General features: G+C 69.4%; 17 protein-coding genes. 9 read left to right on the top strand and 8 right to left on the bottom strand.

Annotated elements, in window-relative coordinates; all coding sequences use genetic code 11:
* Positions 1 to 81 precede the first annotated feature (81 nt).
* The gene (locus D3H34_RS13395) at positions 82 to 1,332 is read left to right on the top strand and encodes a THUMP domain-containing class I SAM-dependent RNA methyltransferase (RefSeq protein ID WP_119553963.1); all 1,251 of its coding nucleotides are present in this window, start codon (positions 82 to 84) and stop codon (positions 1,330 to 1,332) included.
* A 1-nt stretch (position 1,333) separates the two neighbouring features.
* On the opposite strand, the gene D3H34_RS13390 is transcribed toward D3H34_RS13395, so the two are convergent.
* Together D3H34_RS13390 and D3H34_RS13385 are read right to left on the bottom strand one after the other, a co-directional pair.
* Positions 1,334 to 1,648: a DMT family transporter gene (locus tag D3H34_RS13390; RefSeq protein WP_119553961.1), complete on the bottom strand. Its 315-nt coding sequence runs from the start codon at positions 1,646 to 1,648 to the stop codon at positions 1,334 to 1,336.
* Between the two features lie 14 nt (positions 1,649 to 1,662).
* On the bottom strand, positions 1,663 to 2,607 hold the full coding sequence (locus tag D3H34_RS13385; RefSeq protein WP_119554091.1) for a DMT family transporter: 945 nt from the start codon (positions 2,605 to 2,607) through the stop codon (positions 1,663 to 1,665).
* A gap of 121 nt (positions 2,608 to 2,728) precedes the next feature.
* On the opposite strand from D3H34_RS13385, the gene D3H34_RS13380 reads away from it, so the two are divergent.
* Positions 2,729 to 3,640: a LysR family transcriptional regulator gene (locus tag D3H34_RS13380; RefSeq protein WP_119553960.1), complete on the top strand. Its 912-nt coding sequence runs from the start codon at positions 2,729 to 2,731 to the stop codon at positions 3,638 to 3,640.
* Between the two features lie 55 nt (positions 3,641 to 3,695).
* A complete protein-coding gene (locus D3H34_RS13375) occupies positions 3,696 to 4,121 on the top strand; it encodes a putative toxin-antitoxin system toxin component, PIN family (RefSeq protein WP_119553958.1) in 426 nt (141 codons plus the stop codon).
* A 29-nt stretch (positions 4,122 to 4,150) separates the two neighbouring features.
* On the opposite strand, the gene D3H34_RS13370 is transcribed toward D3H34_RS13375, so the two are convergent.
* The 3 genes from D3H34_RS13370 to D3H34_RS13365 all read right to left on the bottom strand — a co-directional run bounded on the left by D3H34_RS13370 (position 4,151) and on the right by D3H34_RS13365 (position 7,698).
* On the bottom strand, positions 4,151 to 6,340 hold the full coding sequence (locus D3H34_RS13370) for a catalase (protein WP_119553956.1): 2,190 nt from the start codon (positions 6,338 to 6,340) through the stop codon (positions 4,151 to 4,153).
* 31 nt (positions 6,341 to 6,371) lie between these two features.
* A complete protein-coding gene (locus D3H34_RS34265; protein ID WP_167481191.1) occupies positions 6,372 to 6,530 on the bottom strand; it encodes a hypothetical protein in 159 nt (52 codons plus the stop codon).
* A gap of 175 nt (positions 6,531 to 6,705) precedes the next feature.
* A complete protein-coding gene (locus D3H34_RS13365; protein ID WP_119553955.1) occupies positions 6,706 to 7,698 on the bottom strand; it encodes a succinylglutamate desuccinylase/aspartoacylase family protein in 993 nt (330 codons plus the stop codon).
* Positions 7,699 to 7,862: 164 nt separating this feature from the next.
* Here D3H34_RS13365 and D3H34_RS13360 point away from each other — a divergent pair, with 164 nt between their 5' ends.
* A complete protein-coding gene (locus D3H34_RS13360) occupies positions 7,863 to 8,105 on the top strand; it encodes a hypothetical protein (protein WP_119553953.1) in 243 nt (80 codons plus the stop codon).
* Here the strand turns inward: D3H34_RS13360 and rpe are convergent.
* Positions 8,095 to 8,790 (bottom strand): ribulose-phosphate 3-epimerase, encoded by a 696-nt coding sequence (rpe, locus tag D3H34_RS13355; RefSeq protein WP_119553951.1) that lies wholly within the window; start codon positions 8,788 to 8,790, stop codon positions 8,095 to 8,097. The two genes, D3H34_RS13360 and rpe, sit on opposite strands and share 11 nt — an antisense overlap.
* 60 nt (positions 8,791 to 8,850) lie before the next feature.
* Here rpe and apaG point away from each other — a divergent pair, with 60 nt between their 5' ends.
* The 4 genes from apaG (at position 8,851) to D3H34_RS13335 (ending at position 13,830) form a co-directional block, all read left to right on the top strand.
* A complete protein-coding gene (gene apaG, locus D3H34_RS13350; RefSeq protein ID WP_119554090.1) occupies positions 8,851 to 9,246 on the top strand; it encodes a Co2+/Mg2+ efflux protein ApaG in 396 nt (131 codons plus the stop codon).
* A 122-nt stretch (positions 9,247 to 9,368) separates the two neighbouring features.
* Entirely contained in the window at positions 9,369 to 11,342 is a 1,974-nt protein-coding gene (locus D3H34_RS13345; protein ID WP_119554089.1) for a site-specific recombinase, read from the top strand.
* Positions 11,339 to 12,610: a cation:proton antiporter gene (locus D3H34_RS13340; protein WP_119553949.1), complete on the top strand. Its 1,272-nt coding sequence runs from the start codon at positions 11,339 to 11,341 to the stop codon at positions 12,608 to 12,610. The genes D3H34_RS13345 and D3H34_RS13340 overlap by 4 nt, the downstream gene beginning before the upstream one ends.
* Positions 12,607 to 13,830: a YbdK family carboxylate-amine ligase gene (locus D3H34_RS13335; RefSeq protein ID WP_119553948.1), complete on the top strand. Its 1,224-nt coding sequence runs from the start codon at positions 12,607 to 12,609 to the stop codon at positions 13,828 to 13,830. The genes D3H34_RS13340 and D3H34_RS13335 overlap by 4 nt, the downstream gene beginning before the upstream one ends.
* Before the next feature lie 18 nt (positions 13,831 to 13,848).
* Here the strand turns inward: D3H34_RS13335 and D3H34_RS13330 are convergent, their stop codons facing one another.
* Positions 13,849 to 14,826 (bottom strand): GlxA family transcriptional regulator, encoded by a 978-nt coding sequence (locus D3H34_RS13330; protein ID WP_119553947.1) that lies wholly within the window; start codon positions 14,824 to 14,826, stop codon positions 13,849 to 13,851.
* Positions 14,827 to 14,931: 105 nt separating this feature from the next.
* On the opposite strand from D3H34_RS13330, the gene D3H34_RS13325 reads away from it, so the two are divergent.
* A complete protein-coding gene (locus tag D3H34_RS13325) occupies positions 14,932 to 15,561 on the top strand; it encodes a cysteine hydrolase family protein (protein ID WP_119553945.1) in 630 nt (209 codons plus the stop codon).
* A 14-nt stretch (positions 15,562 to 15,575) separates the two neighbouring features.
* On the opposite strand, the gene D3H34_RS13320 is transcribed toward D3H34_RS13325, so the two are convergent.
* Entirely contained in the window at positions 15,576 to 16,361 is a 786-nt protein-coding gene (locus tag D3H34_RS13320) for an SGNH/GDSL hydrolase family protein (protein ID WP_119553943.1), read from the bottom strand.
* Positions 16,362 to 16,421 lie beyond the last annotated feature (60 nt).

Here is a 16,421-nt window from a genome sequence, read left to right as displayed (position 1 = left end):
GGGCAAATCGACTATATAGAGAAGGCCCCCGACCCGGCGACAATGGGGGCCCCTAGCGGGCTTCCCGATGGCCGACTTTCCGTGAACGATCTCTCATTTTTCCTGCCTTGCGCCGCCGGCGTCGAGGAATTCCTCGCCCAGGAGGTGCATGCCCTGACCGGCCGCGCCGGGCAAGACCTGCTCACCCTGCGCGGCGGCGTGCGCGTGCGCGCCGACTGGCGCGACGCCCTCAAGCTCAACCTGCACAGCCGGCTCGCGCAGCGCGTGCTGGTCGAACTGGCCCATGGGCCGTACCGCAGCGAGAACGACCTGTACGCCATCGCCAGCGGCGTGGCCTGGGAGATCTGGTTCACGCCCAAGCAGACCTTCAAGATCGAGACCACGGCCCAGCACAGCCCGCTGCAGAGCCTGAATTTCGCCACCTTGCGCATCAAGGACGCCGTGGCCGACCGCTTCCGCGCCAAGGCCCATGGCGTGCGACCGAGCATCGAGACCCAGTGGCCCGACTGCCGCATCTTTGCGCACCTGACCACCGACACCTGCACGCTGTACATCGACACCTCGGGCGAGCCGCTGTTCAAGCGCGGCTGGCGCCAGGACAAGGGCGATGCGCCGCTGAAGGAAACCCTGGCCGCCGCCATGCTGGCCGCCAGCGGCTGGTGGAACCCCGAAACCGGCGAGGTCGCGAAGGCCCCGCTGTACGACCCCTGCTGCGGCAGCGGCACCATCGCCATCGAGGCCGCGCAGATCGCCAGCGGCATCGCGGCCGGGTCGCTGCGGCGCTTCGGCTTCGAGAAGCTGCTGCCGTTTCAGGCGCATGTCTGGACTGCCATCAGGAGTGAAGCCGAGGCCGCGGCGCATGCGAGCGACATCGCCATCTTCGGCTCCGACGTCTCGCACCGCATGGTCGACTTCGCCCAGCGCAACGCGGAACGCGCCGGCGTGGCCGGTGCCGTCGAGTTCCGCGGCGGCGATGCCTTGCAGCGCATGCCGCCCGCCGAAGATGGCGTGATCATGCTCAACCCGCCCTACGGCGAGCGCATCGAGGTCGGCGGCGTCGCCCGCTCCGGCGCCCGCGAGACGGCGCAGACCCCGCGTGAGGGCGAGGACGGCGTCGGCGAGTTCTTTCCCCAGCTCGCCACGCACTGGAAGAAGAACTACGCGGGCTGGACCGCCTGGGTGCTCACGCCCGACCTCAAGCTGCCCAAGCAGATGCGCCTGAAGGAGTCGCGCCGCGTGCCCATGTGGAACGGCCCCATCGAATGCCGGCTGTTCCGCTTCGACATGGTCCGGGGCTCCAACCGCGCGGCGCCGCAGGACGCCGCCACCTGAGCTAGCTCTGCAGCTTCAAGCCTGCGATGCCCAGGAAGATCAGGGCAATGCACATCAGTCGCAGCGGCGCAGCGCTCTCCTGGAAGAAGACGATGCCGATCAGCGTGACGCCGATGGCGCCGATGCCGGTCCAGATCGCATAGGCCGTCCCGACGGGCAAGGTCTTCATGGCGGCGGTGAGCAGCACGATGCTCACCAGTGCCGCGCCCAGGCCCAGCGCAACGGCGCCGGGGCGTTCCCAGCCCGCCGCGGCCTTCAGCGCGAGGGCCATCACGATCTCCACCAGTCCGGCGGCAAGCAGCAGTAACCAGGCCATGGTGCGTGCCTCCTTCACAGCAGCTTGATGATCGCGACGCCGAGCAGCAGCACCGCTACGCCCGCCGTGCGCAGGCTCGACACCGGGCGCTGCGGCAGCCGGAACCAGCCGTAGCGGTCGACGAACACCGACGCCACCTGCTGCCCCGCCACCGTCAGCCCGACCGCGGCCGAGGCGCCGATCGCGGGGATCGCCGTGAACACCGTCGTCACATAGGCCGCGCCCGCCAGGCCGCCGAGCCAGCCCCACCACGGCATGCCGCGCAGCGCGGAACCCGGGGCCGGGGCCGCCGGCGACGGTGCTGCCGGCGCACGCCGGAACAGTGCCACGAGCAGCAGCGTCGCGGCCATGGCCAGCGTCGCCACGAAGAAGCTCACCGCCCCCACCGCGAACGGCGCGCCCAGGTCCTGCCGCAGCAGCCCGTTGACGACGCCCTGCACCGGCAGCACCGCGCCGGCCAGCAGCGCGAGCACGATCCAGCCGGCCTTGCCCGCCAAGGCCTGGCGCAGGCTGCCGGCCTGCCCGGCGACGATGGCCGCGGCGCCCAGCAGCACTGCCAGCGTGCCGCCGGCCATGGCCGGTGTCAGCGCCTTGGGCGTCACGCCGAGCAGGCCGAAGGTGTCGAGCGCGAACGAGGCCAGCATCTGCCCCGCGATGAACAGGCCGACCGCCACCACCGCGCCCAGACGCGGAAACAGCAGGATGGTCGAGACCACGTAGAAGGCGCTCGCCGTGCCGCCGATCACGTGCCACCACGGCACGGCCGGCAGGCCGGCGAGCGCCGTCAGCGTGCCCGTGGCGAGCGCCACGGCCAGCAAGGCCAGCGTGCCGACCGACAGCTGCAGCGTCGTGGCCGTGAAGGGGCTGCCCGTGGCCTTGGACAGCTGGGCGTTGGCACCGGCCTGCACCGCGAGCAGGCCGCCGGCAACGAGCGAGGCGGGAATGAAAAACGTGTCCATGGTCATTCGATCTCCGTGTGGTGTGAAGGCGGGGCGGGCGAAGGGCGGCCCCTTGCGGATGACTGTAGGATCCGCACGTTTGCAAGACCATTCGAAAAAATCGCATCCGGGATATGCATAAATGCAGGACACAGACTGGGATGACTTTCGCGTGTTCCTGGCCGTCGGCCAGGCCGGATCGCTCTCCGGGGCCGCGCGCGGGCTGGGCGTCAACCACTCCACCGTGCTGCGTCGCCTGGGCGCGCTCGAATCGCGCATGGGCGTGCGCCTGTTCGACCGCCTGCCCGCCGGCTATGCGATGACGCTGGCCGGCGAGGCGCTGCGCGAGCGGCTGCAGGGCGTGGGCGAGCAGATCGACGCCGCGCAGCGCCACCTCATGGGGCTCGACCTGCGGCTGACCGGCGTCATCCGCATCACCAGCACCGACACCTTCATGGCCGGGCTGCTCGGGCCGATCCTGGCGGACTTCCGTGCGCTGCACCCGGGCATCGAGCTGCAGGTGGTGATGAACAACCTTTTCCTCAGCCTGACGAAGCGCGAGGCCGACGTGGCGATCCGCCCGACCAACGCCCCGCCGAACCACCTGGTCGGGCGCCGGGCCGGGCGCCTGCAGACGGCGGTGTACGCGTCGAAGGCCTATCTCGCGAAGCAGGCGGCGGACACCCCGCTGGCCGCGCACGACTGGGTCGCGCCCGACGAAGGCCTGTCGCACCTGCTGCAGGCGAAGTGGCTGCGCGAGCAGGTGTCGCCCTCGCGGATCGCGGCGCGCGTGGACAGCCTGGTCGGCATGACGCAGCTCGTGAAGCGCGGCATGGGCCTGGGCATGCTCCTGTGCATGCTGGCCGACACGGAAGAGGAACTGGTCCAGGTCGAGCCGCCGATGGAGGCGCTCGACACGCAGGTCTGGGTGCTGACGCATCCCGACCTGAAGGAGGTGGCGCGGATCAAGGCCTTCACCGACTTTGCCTACGCGCGGCTCGTCGCCGACAGGAAGGTGTTGGCGCTGCCTGCGGGACGGCATGCGGTGCGCTGAAGGCCCGGGCGCCGGCATGGTGCAACATCGGCGGTAGCCCGTCTTCACGCCGCCCATGACCTTGCCCGCCCCCGACCTCGTCGTCATCGACACCAACATCGCGCTCGACCTGCTGGTCTTCGAGGACCCGGCCTGGGCGCCGCTGGTCGACGCCCTCGCGCGCGGCGCGCTGCGCTGGCTGGCCACGCCCGCCATGCGCGGCGAACTGGAACGCGTGCTGGGCTACCCGCTGATCGCCCGGCGCATGGCGCAGCGGGAGCTGACGATTCCCGCGGTGCTCGCGGACTTCGATGCGCGCGTGCAGCTGGTGACCGAGGTGCCGGCGCGGGCGCCCTGCGTGTGCAGTGACCCGGACGACCAGATGTTCATCGACCTGTCCGTGGCACATGGCGCCCAGCTGTTCAGCAAGGACAAGGCAGTGCTGTCGATGAAGAAACGGCTGGCGCTGCGCGGAGTGGTGGTGCGGTCGGCGCTGGGGTAGCACCGAACAATGCCGCGCGTGGCGAGCCCTCAGGCCGGCACGCTGTCGATGTTCAACCGGTCCCAGTGCCGGTGCTTCGCGATCGCCGCGATGAAGTCCTGTGCGATCCGCGTGGCGGGGGTGGCGTCGCCCAGGTTGGTGACGGGCGTTTCGGCCACCACCACGCCGGCCGGTGCCTCGCCTTCGGGCGTGACGCCGAGCGTGGCCAGCAACTGCACACCCTCGCCGATTGCGCAGATCGCCTTGCAGTGCTTATAGGCCTCGAGCACGAAGTGCACGGCATCGCCCTGCGCCGCGAGCGCGGCGGCGCCCTCGGCGCCTGCGGGCACGAGCACGGCGTCGAACAGCACCGACGCGGTGTTGGTGAAGGTCATGTCGATGTCGATCTGGCGCTTCGACGCGCTCGCCACCGTGCCCAGGCGCGGCCCGACCACCTTGCACAGCGCGCCCGCCTGTTCGAGCGCGTCGCGGATGGGCTTGAGCGATGCGGAATCGACGCCGTCGGCCACGAGGATCGCGACCTTGCGCGTGCGCACCACGCCGTCGGCGTTGCCGTCGCTCATGCGCAGCGCGGGCGATTCGTCGATGGGCAGTTCGATGCGGTGATCGCGAAAGCCCGCGTAGCCTGCGGCCGCCTTGGCGTCGGGCTCGCCGATGCCCAGCGGTTCGGCCACGCGGCGCGCGAGTTTTTCGTCGACGTGCGCGAGGTTGTCGACCATGCGCTGGCGGATGGCGGGCACTTCGAGCTTCGAGAGTTCGAAGCGGAAGGCCGCGACGATGTGCTCCTTCTCGACCGTGCTCTGGCTGTTGAAGAACAGCCGTGCCTGCGTGAAGTGGTCGTCGAACGACGGGCTGCGCCGGCGCACCTTGGGTGACTCGATCTCTTCGGGGAACGACTGGAAGCCATGGCTGCCGCCGTCCACGCGGAACTCGGTGCCGCTGCCCAGCGTGTTGGGCTCGTAGGCCACCTGGCCGCGTGCGATGGTCTGGCGGTGCATGCCGTCGCGCTGCATGTTGTGGAACGGGCACACGGCCTTGTTGATCGGCAGCTCGTGGAAATTGGCGCCGCCCAGGCGTGAGATCTGCGTGTCGGTGTAGCTGAACAGGCGCCCCTGCAGCAGCGGGTCGTTGCTGAAGTCGATGCCGGGCACGACGTGGCCCGGATGGAAGGCCACCTGCTCGGTCTCGGCGAAGAAGTTGTCGGGGTTGCGGTTGAGCACCAGCTTGCCGATGCGCTGCACGGGCACCATTTCCTCGGGAATCAGCTTGGTCGGGTCGAGCAGGTCGAAGCCGAGCGCCTCCGCGCGGTCGGGCGCGATGAGCTGCACGCCGAGTTCCCATTCGGGGAAGTGGCCCTGCTCGATGGCCTCCCAGAGGTCGCGGCGATGAAAGTCCGGGTCCTTGCCGGCGATCTTCTGCGCCTCGTCCCACACGAGGCCGTGCACGCCGAGCTTGGGCTTCCAGTGGAACTTCACGAAGTGGCTCTCGCCGCGCGCATTCACGAAGCGGAAGGTGTGGACGCCGAAGCCTTCCATCATGCGAAGGCTGCGCGGAATGGCGCGGTCGCTCATGGCCCACATCAGCATGTGGGTGCTCTCGGGCATGAGCGAGGCGAAGTCCCAGAAGGTGTCGTGCGCGCTCGCGGCCTGCGGCATCTCGTGGTGCGGCTCGGGCTTCACGGCGTGGATGAGGTCGGGGAACTTCATCGCGTCCTGGATGAAGAACACCGGGATGTTGTTGCCCACGAGGTCGTAGTTGCCCTCGCGCGTGTAGAACTTGACGGCGAAGCCGCGCACGTCGCGCACGGTGTCGGCCGAGCCGCGCGAGCCGGCCACCGTGGAGAAGCGCACGAACACGGGCGTCTTCGCATCCGGGTCCTGCAGGAAGTCGGCGCAGGTGTACTGCGACATCGACTGGTAGACCTGGAAGTAGCCGTGCGCCGCCGAGCCGCGCGCATGCACGGCGCGCTCGGGAATGCGCTCGTGGTCGAAGTGCGTGATCTTCTCGCGCAGGATGAAGTCTTCGAGCAGCGTGGGCCCGCGCACGCCCGCCTTGAGCGAGTTGTGGTTGTCGGGAATCTGCAGGCCCTGGTTGGTCGTCAGGTGCGTGGGGTGCTCGGCGGTGAAGCCCTCGAGCTGCAGCTGCTTGGCGTTGGCGCCGTCACCGGTCTTGGCGGTGCTGGCGCGGCGGCCCGCGGCGGCCTTGTTCTGGGCGGACATGGCGGTTCTGGGCATCGATGAGGGGTCGGGCTCAGCCGACCTCGTTGCTGTTGCCGCTGCCGATGAAGATGTCGAGCACGTTCACCACGGCGATCAGGCCGATGCAGCCGGCCACGGCGGCCACCGCCCAGATCAGGATGTCGTCGCCCCAGGTGCCCATGAGCGAATCGAACAGTGCTGAGATTTCCATGGTGTCTTCCCTCCGAGAAAAGCGGAGGCCGCGAGCCGGCGAATCCGCAAGGGAAGAGCTTAGGTTTGGCCCGGTTCACGGGTCGTAGTGGCGGCCCCTCCCCGCCTGTGGGAGAAGGCGCGCGTCCCCGGTAGGAGGGCGCCGACAGCGCTGCCGTGCCGACGCGCGATGGGGCTCAGGCGGCCGGGTCGAGTACGCGCTCGCTGGGCCGCGCGAAGTAGAACCACTCCGCGCCCGGCAGCGCCATGGCATTCGGGAACACGATGAAGCCGTCGTCGGGCGCGCTGACCAGCGTGCCGTCGTGCCGCATGCCGACGGGTTCGCCGCGCTGCACGGCATCGAAGGTGGCCCAGTCGCGCACGAAGCTGTCGTCTTCGTGCAGGCGGTCGGTCACGCTGGCCAGGCGCAGCAGTTGCGGTGGCTGCGCGGGCGCGGCCGACAGGCCCGGCGGCAGCGGCGCCATGCCCAGCAGCGCGAGCGTGCGGCGGATGGCGCTCCACGCCACCTCGGGTGCCTGCGGGTCCTGGTGCTGGCCGCATTCGAGCGTGACGCCGTAGCCGCCGCAGCTGCGGATGTATTCGTTGGTGCCGCGACCGAAATCGATGGCGGCCTCGTCGACCGTGGCGCCGCGCTGCGCGAGGCCGGCGGCGTAGATGTCGAGCCAGCCTTCGACGACGATGGGCGTGCCGATGTGCAGCGCGAGTCGGCCTTCTTCCTGCGCACGCGCGAAGGGTTCGAGGGAGCCGCTGTTGTCGCGCGGGCCGATCATCGCGAAGGCCTCGCCTTCGCTCTGGAAGGAGTGCAGGTCGAGCAGCACGTCGTGGCGCGCGATCACCGGAGCCAGCCGGTTGGTGATGCGACCTTCGTAGTCGGCGGGCGCATCGCTCGGCCGGAACAGGCGGTTGAGATTGCGCTGGCCTTCGCGCTGCAGGCGGCGCCGTGCGAGCGGGTTGGCAACGGGCACGAGCGTGAGTTCGCCGCGCAGCAAGCGCAGGTCGCCGGCCTCGAATTCGGCCAGCACGCGCGCAATGCCCTCGGTGCCGGAGGTCTCGTCGCCGTGCACCCCACCGATCACGAGCAGGCGCGGGCCGGGGTTCAGCGACGCGAACGCATGGATGCGCAGGCTGTCGGTGGCGGTCAGGGCGTCGTCGAAAAGGGCGGTGGACATGCGGGCGATTATGCGGAGGCGACTCCTGGCGCGCAAAAGCCAAAGACCTCGCGACACACGGGCGTGCCGCCGCCAACCTACAGCCGTGCCCAGGCCTGTCCTACCGCCCTGTGGCGAGGTGCCACGCAAGCTGGCGCCAGACCAGGACGTTCAAGGAGCACACGATGGCCAAGCCGCACAAGGACAGGAAAGACACCGGAAAGGACACCACCCGCGTCGAACAGGGCGGCGAGTCGGCGCCACGGCTGCCGCACGAGCGCGACCAGTCGTCGGACAGCCAGGCCATGCAGGATGGCCAGCCGCCCGAGCGGGGCAAGCGAGGCTACGAGGACGTGGAGCGCGGCGTGGTCGACACCGACCGCGGCCTCACGCCCGAACGCACCGCCGACGGCAAGGTCAGACGTTGACCGTGGCCAGCTGCTTGCGCATGTCGCCGATGACCGCGCCGTAGTCCTTGGCGTTGAAGATCGCGCTGCCGGCCACGAAGGTGTCGGCGCCGGCCGAGGCCACGCGGGCGATGTTGTCGGCCTTGATGCCGCCGTCCACTTCGAGGCGGATGTCGCGCCCGCTCTGCTCGATGCGCTTGCGCGCCTGCTCGATCTTGCGCAGCGCCGAGTCGATGAAGCTCTGGCCGCCGAAGCCGGGGTTCACGCTCATGATGAGGATCAGGTCGATGTCGTCGATGGCCCAGTCCAGGGCCTCGAGGCCGGCGCCCGGGTTGAACACCAGGCCGGGCTTGCAGCCCGCGGCCTTGATGGCCTGGATGCTGCGGTGCACGTGGGTCGAAGCGTCGGGGTGGAAGCTGATGTAGTCAGCGCCCGCTTGCGCAAAAGAGGCGGCCAGTGCGTCGACCGGCTGGATCATCAGGTGAACGTCGATCGGCACGGGCGTGCCGTCGGCGGTCTTGGCGTAGGGCTTGAGGGCCTGGCAGATCATGGGGCCGAAGGTCAGGTTCGGCACGTAATGGTTGTCCATCACGTCGAAGTGGATCCAGTCGGCGCCGGCCGCGATCACGTCGGTCAGTTCCTGGCCGAGGTGCGCGAAGTCGGCGGAAAGAATGGAGGGCGCAATGCGGAACGGGGTGCTGCTCATAACCCCGGATTCTCGCAGCCGCCGCAAGTCCGAGGAAAGGCCTCCGTTACCATGCGCCCCATGTCACACAGCCCCTTCAGCGTACAGGTCGAACCGCGTTACCTGGCCGACCAATCCTCTCCGAAGGACAACGTCTACACCTTCTCCTACACGGTCACGGTGACCAATGTGGGCGAAATCGGCGCGCAGCTCATTGCGCGCCACTGGCTCATCAACGACGCCTCGGGCCACGCGCAGGAGGTCAAGGGCCTCGGCGTGATCGGCCAGCAGCCGCTGCTGGCGCCCGGCGAGTCGTTCCGTTACACCAGCGGCTGCCGCCTGCAGGCGCCCAGCGGCACCATGCACGGCAGCTACTTCGTGGTGACGGAGGAGGGCGAGCGCTTCGACGTGCCGATCCCGATGTTCGTGCTCGAAGCCGACATTGCCGGAACACCCGTTTCCCGGGTGCTGCACTAGGTACTACCCCAGGCTTCGCGCACTTCGTGTCGCTTCTCCTTCCCCCTCGCCGGGGGCAACACCAGCGGCCCGGCTGAGCCGGTTCCGCGGTGTTCCCCGCACTGATCCGCTACGAATTCATCATGGCTGCTGCATCTCGCGACTTGCAGGGGCTGCTTGCCGGCCTCGACCCCACGGCCGATGTGGCGCAGCGCCACATCTGGCTCATCAACCTCTTTGACTGGCTGCGCGGCGACCGCGCCTCGCCGCAGGCCGCCATCGGCCGTGTGCAGTTGCTGCTGGACGCCGTCGAGGCACGGCCCGAGCTGTGCGAACGGCTGCGCGCCTGGTGGCGCGCCTTCACGCAGACGGTCGACCTCACGGCGCTGCTGGCCGACTACGGCTTTGCGCCGCGCACCGCCTTCCTGAGCGAATTCGGCGAGCGCATGCGCCGCAAGATCCTGCCCGGCACGCCCGAGACCACCGACGCCTCGGACCTGTTCCGTCTGGTGCTGCCCGGCGTGTTCGATGCCGGCTGGATCGCGCTGCTCGACGAGACGCAGCTCGCGCGCATCGGCGCGCTGCTGTCCGACGCAGCGCCCGCACACGACGGCTCGCCGCGCTGGCGCCACACGGTGATGGACGCCGTCACCTACTGCTGCAGCCAGGTGGTGGCGACGGGCTTCTCGCCCGAGCTGCGGCTGCGCATCAGCCCCGAGGCGGGCGAAGCGCGCCCATTCCACGCCCTGATGGCCGACCTCGACGCGCTGCGCGAGCAGATGTTCGCGCAGCCGCGCGCTGAAGACGCGCTGCAGGCCGCCTTCGTGGCCTTTCGCGACCGGCTCGACGCCTGCCGTTCCAGCGCCTCGTCGGTCTACACGCACCTGGAAGACAACGGCATCTCGGTCGGCCTGGTGTTCCGGCTGCGCCAGCTGCGTGAGCGCGTGCTGCGTATCCGCGAACTGCTCGACTGCCTGATGTCGCCCGTGCCGGGGCCGAGCATGGCGCGGCTGGTCGGCAGGCTGGTGCTGGCGGGGGGCGAGCGCAACAGCATCCGCGCGCTGATCGCCTCCAACTCGTCGATGCTCGCGGCCAAGGTCACCGAGCGCAGCGCCGAAACCGGCGAGCACTACATCACGCGCGACCGCCGCAGCTACCTGCAGATGGTGAAGAAGGCCGCCGGCGGCGGCGCCTTCACGGCGCTGACGGTGCTGGCCAAGTTCGGCATCTACGCGCTGGCGCTGTCGGCCTTCTGGAGCGGGCTGGCGTCGGGTCTCATGTATGCGGCCAGCTTCGTCGCGATCCAGCTGCTGCATCTCACGCTGGCCACCAAGCAGCCCGCGATGACCGCGCCCGCCATGGCGGCGCGGCTGCGCGACATCAAATCGGACGGGGCCGTGGACCAGTTCGTCGACGAGGTGGCCAACCTCGTGCGCTCGCAGGTGGCGGCCGTGCTGGGCAACGTGCTGCTGGTGGTGCCGGCGGTAGGGCTGCTGGCGCTGGGCTACCAGGCCGCGCTGGGCCGGCCGCTGCTGGACGCGGCGCATGCCGCTTCCACGCTGCATTCGCTGTCGCTGCTGGGCTCGACCGTGCTTTTTGCGGCAATCACCGGCATCCTGCTGTTTTCGTCCAGCATCATCGCCGGATGGACAGAAAACGCCTTTGTCCTGCATCGCCTGGACTCCGCCATGCGTTACAACCCTCGCATCGGCGCCTTTCTCGGTGCCGCCCGGGCCCGTCGCTGGGCCGCCTTCATGCGCACACACATCTCAGGCTTCGCCTCCAACATCTCGCTGGGACTCATGCTCGGACTGCTGCCCGCGTTCGCGGGCTTCTTCGGGCTCGGGCTGGATGTGCGCCATGTCACGCTGTCGGCCGGCCAGATCGCGGCCGCGGCGGCATCCATCGGGTTGCCGGCACTGCACCAGCCGGCCCTGTGGTGGGCGGTTGCGGCGATCCCGGTGATCGGCGCGCTCAATGTGAGCGTGAGTTTCTACTTCGCTTTCCGGCTGGCGCTGCGCGCGCACAGCGTGAGCCTCGGTGACCGCGCCCGCATCCGCAGCGCGATCTGGGCTCGCTGGCGCAGCCGGCCGGTGAGCTTCTTCCTGCCTACATGAACCTGACCGCCTTCATCACCGACCTGCAGGGCTTCTGGGCCGAATGGGTGCGCCCTTCGGCCGGCCTGCCCACCGTGCTCTGGGCCCTTCTGGTGGCCGCCGCCGCGGCCTCCGGCCACCTGGTGCAGCGCTACCTGGGGCTGCCGAAGGTCATCGGGTACTCGGTGGTGGGCGCGGTGGTGGGTTTCGCGGGCTTCGAGGGTGCGATCTGGCCGCTGCGCGGCATCAGCCTCTTCCTGCTGGAGCTGGGGGCGGCCGTGGTGCTGTTCGAGGCCGGCGGGCGGCTGCCGCTGCGCTGGTTCCGCCACAACCCGATGGTGCTGGTGCAAAGCCTGCTCGAAGCGGGCCTGACCTACTTCGGCGTGTACTGGATATTGATTCTTCTGGGCCTGCCCGAGCCGGTGGCCAACCCCATCGCGCTGATGGCGATCGTCGCTTCGCCCGCGGTGCTCAGCCGCGTGATCATGGACACCCGCGCCGCCGGCCCGGTGACCGAGCGCGCCATGACGCTGGCCACGCTCAACACCTTCTACGCGCTCACGCTGGGCTATGCGCAGGCCGGCCTGATCGAGCACGCGCCGCAGACGATGCTGCAAAAGCTCTACCCGGTGGCGGTGGTGCTGGGCCTGTCGTTCGTGGTCGGCGCGATCATGGCGCTGGCGTTGCGCTCGGCGCTGCGCGTGATGAGCCCGAGCAGCGAGAACACCTCGATCCTGCTGCTGGCCATCATCGCGGCCGGTGCGGCGCTCACGGCGCACATCGGCGGCTCCGCGCCGCTGGCCGCGCTGATCGGCGGCGTGCTGCTCAAGACGCTCAACCCCAAGCCTTGGGCCTGGCAGCGCCAGCTGGGCACCGCGTCGTCGCTGCTGACCATGCTGATGTTCGTGCTGGTGTCGATGGTCGCGGCCCAGGCCGACTGGACGCTGCCCGTGGCCAGCGTGGTGCTGGCCGTGATCGGCGTGCGCCTGGTCACCAAGATCTCGGGCGTGGCCATTGCCAACCCGGGCAGCGGCGCCAGCTGGAAGCAGGCCTTCTGGGTCGGCTGCGCGATGACGCCGTTGTCGTCGATCGCCTTGCTGATCGCCTCCAATTTCGCATCGGCCTCGCCGCTGCTGGGCACCATGATCACGCAAGTGGCACTGCCCTCGATCCTGCTGATGGAAGTGATGGGCGCCGTGCTCGCCACCGTGGCGATCCACGCCGTGGGCGAAAGCTCGGTGCCCTGGACGCCGCAGGCCTTCAGCACCACGGAAGACACGCAGCGATGAGCAGCAACAGCAACCCCACCTCCGCCATGCCCCCGATCGATCCGGACAGCGACGACGTCCGCTCCGCGCCGCTGGCGGCCGACCCGGCCAGCCGTGCCGTCAAGCTCGAACCCTTCAACAAGTCGGAAGCGCTGTCGCTCGGTGTGGAGCTCGAGCTGCAGCTCGTGAACACGCACGACTACGACCTCGCTCCGTACGCCGAAGACATGCTGCGCCTGATGGCCCAGACCCCGCTGCCGGGCAGCGTGGTGCCCGAGATGACCTCGAGCATGATCGAGATCTCGACCGACATCTGCCACTCGGCGCAGGACGTGATCACGCAGCTGTCGCCGATCCGCGAAGCGCTCATCAAGAACGCCGACAAGCTCAACATCGCGGTGGTCGGCGGCGGCACGCATGCCTTCCAGCAGTGGCACGAGCGGCGCATCTACGACAAGCCGCGCTTTCGCGAGCTGTCGGAGCTGTACGGCTACCTGAGCAAGCAGTTCACCATCTTCGGCCAGCACGTGCACATCGGCTGCCCCGACGCCGACGCGGCGCTGCTCATGCTGCACCGCATGTCGCGCTACATCCCGCACTTCATCGCGCTGTCGGCCTCGTCGCCCTTCGTGCAGGGGCAGGACACGCAGTTCGACTCCGCGCGGCTGAACTCGGTGTTCGCGTTTCCGCTGTCGGGCCGCGCGCCCTTCACCACGAGCTGGAAGGAATTCGAGGCCTACTTCGAGCGCATGACCCGCACCGGCGTCGTGCGCAGCATGAAGGACTTCTACTGGGACATCCGCCCCAAGCCCGAGTTCGGCACCATCGAGATCCGCGTGTTCGACACGCCGCTCACCGTGGAGCGCGCCGCCGCGCTGGCGGGCTACGTGCAGTCGCTGGCCGCGTGGTTCCTGCAGGAGCAGCCCTTCGAGCCGAGCGAGGACGACTACCTCGTCTACACCTACAACCGCTTCCAGGCCTGCCGCTTCGGGCTCGACGCGGTGTATGTCGACCCGGCCAGCGGCCAGCACATGCCGCTGCGCGACCACATCCTCATGACCATGACGCAGCTCGAGTGGCACAGCGAGGCGCTCAACGCCACGCAGGCGCTGGGCGAGCTGCGCACCAGTGTCGAGTCCAACCGCAACGATGCGCGCTGGCTGCGTGAGAAGCAGGGCAAGGAGCGGCTGCTGGCGGAAGTCGTGCGACAGGCGTCGCTGCGTTTTCGCGGACAGGCCTGAGCCTTTCCGGCGCGCAGTTCAGGCCGCCACGGCCTCCTGCGAGAACTGCCGGCGGTACACCGTCGGCGACACCTTGAACGCCGCGGCGAAGTGCTTGCGCAGCAGCACCGCCGAGCCGAAGCCCGCGTCGGCCGCCACGCGCTCCACCGAACGATCCGTGGTTTCGAGCAGCCGCTGCGCCAGCGCCAGGCGCTGGTTCTGCAGCCACTGGCCGACCGTCGTGCCCGTCGATTCGCGAAAACGCCGCGTGAAGGTGCGCCGGCTCATGAGCGCGCGCTGCGCGAGGTCGTCGAGTTCGTGCGGCGTCTGCAGGTGGCGACCCAGCCATTCGAGCAGCGGCGTGAGCCGGTCGCGCTCAGCCGCCGCCGGCACGGGCTGCTGGATGTACTGCGCCTGCCCGCCCTGGCGGTGCGGTGCGACGACCATGCGGCGCGCAGCGCGGTTCGCGGTGTCGGCGCCGTAGCGCACGCGCAGCAGGTGCAGGCAGCAATCGATGCCCGCCGCCGTGCCCGCCGAGGTGAGCACGTTGCCGTCGTCCACGTACAGCACCTCGGGCTGCAGCATCACCTTCGGGTACTGCTTTGCAAAGGCCGCGGCCAGGTGCCAGTGCGTGGTGGCGGGTCGCCCGTCGAGCAGGCCGGCCTCGGCCAGCACGAAGGCGCCCAGGCACAGCCCGACCACGGTCGCGCCGCGACGGTGCGCCGCCTGCAGCGCACGGATGAGCGCGGGAGGCGCCGGGCTGCCATCGTCGCGCCATGACGGCACCACCACGATCTGCGCGCGGCGGATCGCGTCCAGGCCGTGCGGCACCACCAACGTGAAGCCCGCGTTGGTGGCCAGCGGCCCGGGCTCGGGCGCGCAGACCTGCACGCGAAAGCGCGGCGCGCCGGTGTCGGTGCGGTCTTCGCCGAACACCATGCAGGGCACGGAAAGGTGAAAGGGGCTGATGCCGTCGAAGGCGACGACGGCGATGGTTTCGGCGGGGGGCGCAGGCATGGCCCGATCTTATCGATGAATGGCTTTCGGGCCACTGTCGCAAAACCCGTGGTGCGCGAAGAATCGAGCCATTCCACACGCAACCACCACCGAAGGAGCCACCCCATGAGCCAGAATGCACCGCGCCGTGCCCTCGTCGTCATCGACGTGCAGAACGAATACTTCGAAGGCGGCGGCCTGCCCATCGAATACCCGCCGGTCGAGAGCTCGCTGCCGAAGATCGCGCAGGCCATGGACGCCGCGCGTACGGCCGGTGTGCCCGTGGTGGTGGTGCAGCACCACGCCCCGAAGGGCGCGCCAGTCTTCCAGGCCGATGCCTTCCACGGCCAGCTGCACCCCGAGATCGCCCAGCGTCCGCGCGACCACCTGGTGACGAAGGCCTTCCCGAGCGTCTTCACCGGCACCGATTTCGCCGACTGGCTCGCGCGCCACGAGATCGACACGCTGAGTGTGACCGGCTACATGACGCACAACTGCGACGCCTCTACCGTGTTCGAGGCCATGCATCGCGGGCTGAACGTGGAGTTCCTGTCGGACGCCACCGGCGCGCTGCCTTACGAGAATGCGGCCGGCCGCGTGAGCGCCGAGGAAATCCACCGTGTCTTCAGCGTCGTGTTCCACAGCAACTTCGCCGCCGTGGCGACGACCGACGCATGGATTGCCGCGCTGAAGAGCGGCACGGCGATCGAGAAGGACAACGTGGTGATGTCCAACCGCCGCGCGCGGGGCGTCTGAGCCGCCGATGAGCCTCAGGCCAGGCTCAACGGCTGAAGCACCGGCTTCCAGCGCTCCACCGCGATCTTCTTGAAGCCGCGGCCGTTCGGGTGCAGTTCGTTGGCCCAGTCGGTCGGGCCCAGCGTGCCTCGGCTGTCCACCACGTGCAGGTGCTGCGGGTCGCCCTGGGCGATGTTCAGCAGCATGCCGTGGAAGCCGTCGATCAGGTGGTCGACGCAGGGCTTGAACAGTTCCGGCGCCACGCCTGCGTCGACCAGCGCCGGGCGCAGCCAGCCTTCGCGGCCGAACAGCGCCTCGCCGGTGGGCGGGGCGTAGTCGTAGCTGTGCATCACGATGTGGCAGTCCACGCTCGTGCGGGTGTAGATGAGGCCGATGAGCGCGCGGTACTGCTCGTCCATCTCGACGAGGAACTGGTCGAAGCCGCCCTTGCCGTTGCGAAAGCACTGCGCGGCCTGCGTCTCGCCCGAGCAGTCGGTCTTGAGCAGCGGCCGCAGGTCGTTGAAGCCCGCGAAGTCGTTGCCGCCGCCGCTGATGAACACCGCCGACAGCGTCGGCCCGTACAGGCGCAGCGATTCGCGCACGGCGTTGCGGTACTTGCCGTCGACGTAGTCGCGTGTTTCCGCGCCGTTCATGCCCTTGGCCAGGATCACGTGGCCGCGCGTGCCGACCACGTCGCCCAGGTAGTTCAGCAGGCAGCCGCCCGGCAGCGGGTACCAGAACCACGAATCGCCGAACGCGAGGATCGTGGCGGTGCCGTGTGGCCCCATCTGCAACTTGGTTTCGTCCCAGTAGACAGCCATGGCGAACTCCTCGTGTACGGGCGCCATGGTTCTCGCAACGGCCGCCAGGCGCCATCCCCC

The sequence above is a fragment of the Acidovorax cavernicola genome (genome assembly GCF_003581445.1).
The sequence above is the reverse complement of the archived record's forward strand: the minus strand, read 5'-3'. Positions and strand labels throughout refer to the sequence as shown.

Bases quoted from the DNA above. Each gene is read 5' to 3' on its own strand.
- D3H34_RS13390 (WP_119553961.1), bottom strand. From the start codon at position 1,648: ATGGCCTGGTTACTGCTGCTTGCCGCCGGACTGGTGGAGATCGTGATG.
- D3H34_RS13385 (WP_119554091.1), bottom strand. From the start codon at position 2,607: ATGGACACGTTTTTCATTCCCGCCTCGCTCGTTGCCGGCGGCCTGCTC.
- D3H34_RS13380 (WP_119553960.1), top strand. From the start codon at position 2,729: ATGCAGGACACAGACTGGGATGACTTTCGCGTGTTCCTGGCCGTCGGC.
- D3H34_RS13375 (WP_119553958.1), top strand. From the start codon at position 3,696: ATGACCTTGCCCGCCCCCGACCTCGTCGTCATCGACACCAACATCGCG.
- D3H34_RS13370 (WP_119553956.1), bottom strand. From the start codon at position 6,340: ATGTCCGCCCAGAACAAGGCCGCCGCGGGCCGCCGCGCCAGCACCGCC.
- D3H34_RS34265 (WP_167481191.1), bottom strand. From the start codon at position 6,530: ATGGAAATCTCAGCACTGTTCGATTCGCTCATGGGCACCTGGGGCGAC.
- D3H34_RS13365 (WP_119553955.1), bottom strand. From the start codon at position 7,698: ATGTCCACCGCCCTTTTCGACGACGCCCTGACCGCCACCGACAGCCTG.
- D3H34_RS13360 (WP_119553953.1), top strand. From the start codon at position 7,863: ATGGCCAAGCCGCACAAGGACAGGAAAGACACCGGAAAGGACACCACC.
- rpe (WP_119553951.1), bottom strand. From the start codon at position 8,790: ATGAGCAGCACCCCGTTCCGCATTGCGCCCTCCATTCTTTCCGCCGAC.
- apaG (WP_119554090.1), top strand. From the start codon at position 8,851: ATGTCACACAGCCCCTTCAGCGTACAGGTCGAACCGCGTTACCTGGCC.
- D3H34_RS13345 (WP_119554089.1), top strand. From the start codon at position 9,369: ATGGCTGCTGCATCTCGCGACTTGCAGGGGCTGCTTGCCGGCCTCGAC.
- D3H34_RS13340 (WP_119553949.1), top strand. From the start codon at position 11,339: ATGAACCTGACCGCCTTCATCACCGACCTGCAGGGCTTCTGGGCCGAA.
- D3H34_RS13335 (WP_119553948.1), top strand. From the start codon at position 12,607: ATGAGCAGCAACAGCAACCCCACCTCCGCCATGCCCCCGATCGATCCG.
- D3H34_RS13330 (WP_119553947.1), bottom strand. From the start codon at position 14,826: ATGCCTGCGCCCCCCGCCGAAACCATCGCCGTCGTCGCCTTCGACGGC.
- D3H34_RS13325 (WP_119553945.1), top strand. From the start codon at position 14,932: ATGAGCCAGAATGCACCGCGCCGTGCCCTCGTCGTCATCGACGTGCAG.
- D3H34_RS13320 (WP_119553943.1), bottom strand. From the start codon at position 16,361: ATGGCTGTCTACTGGGACGAAACCAAGTTGCAGATGGGGCCACACGGC.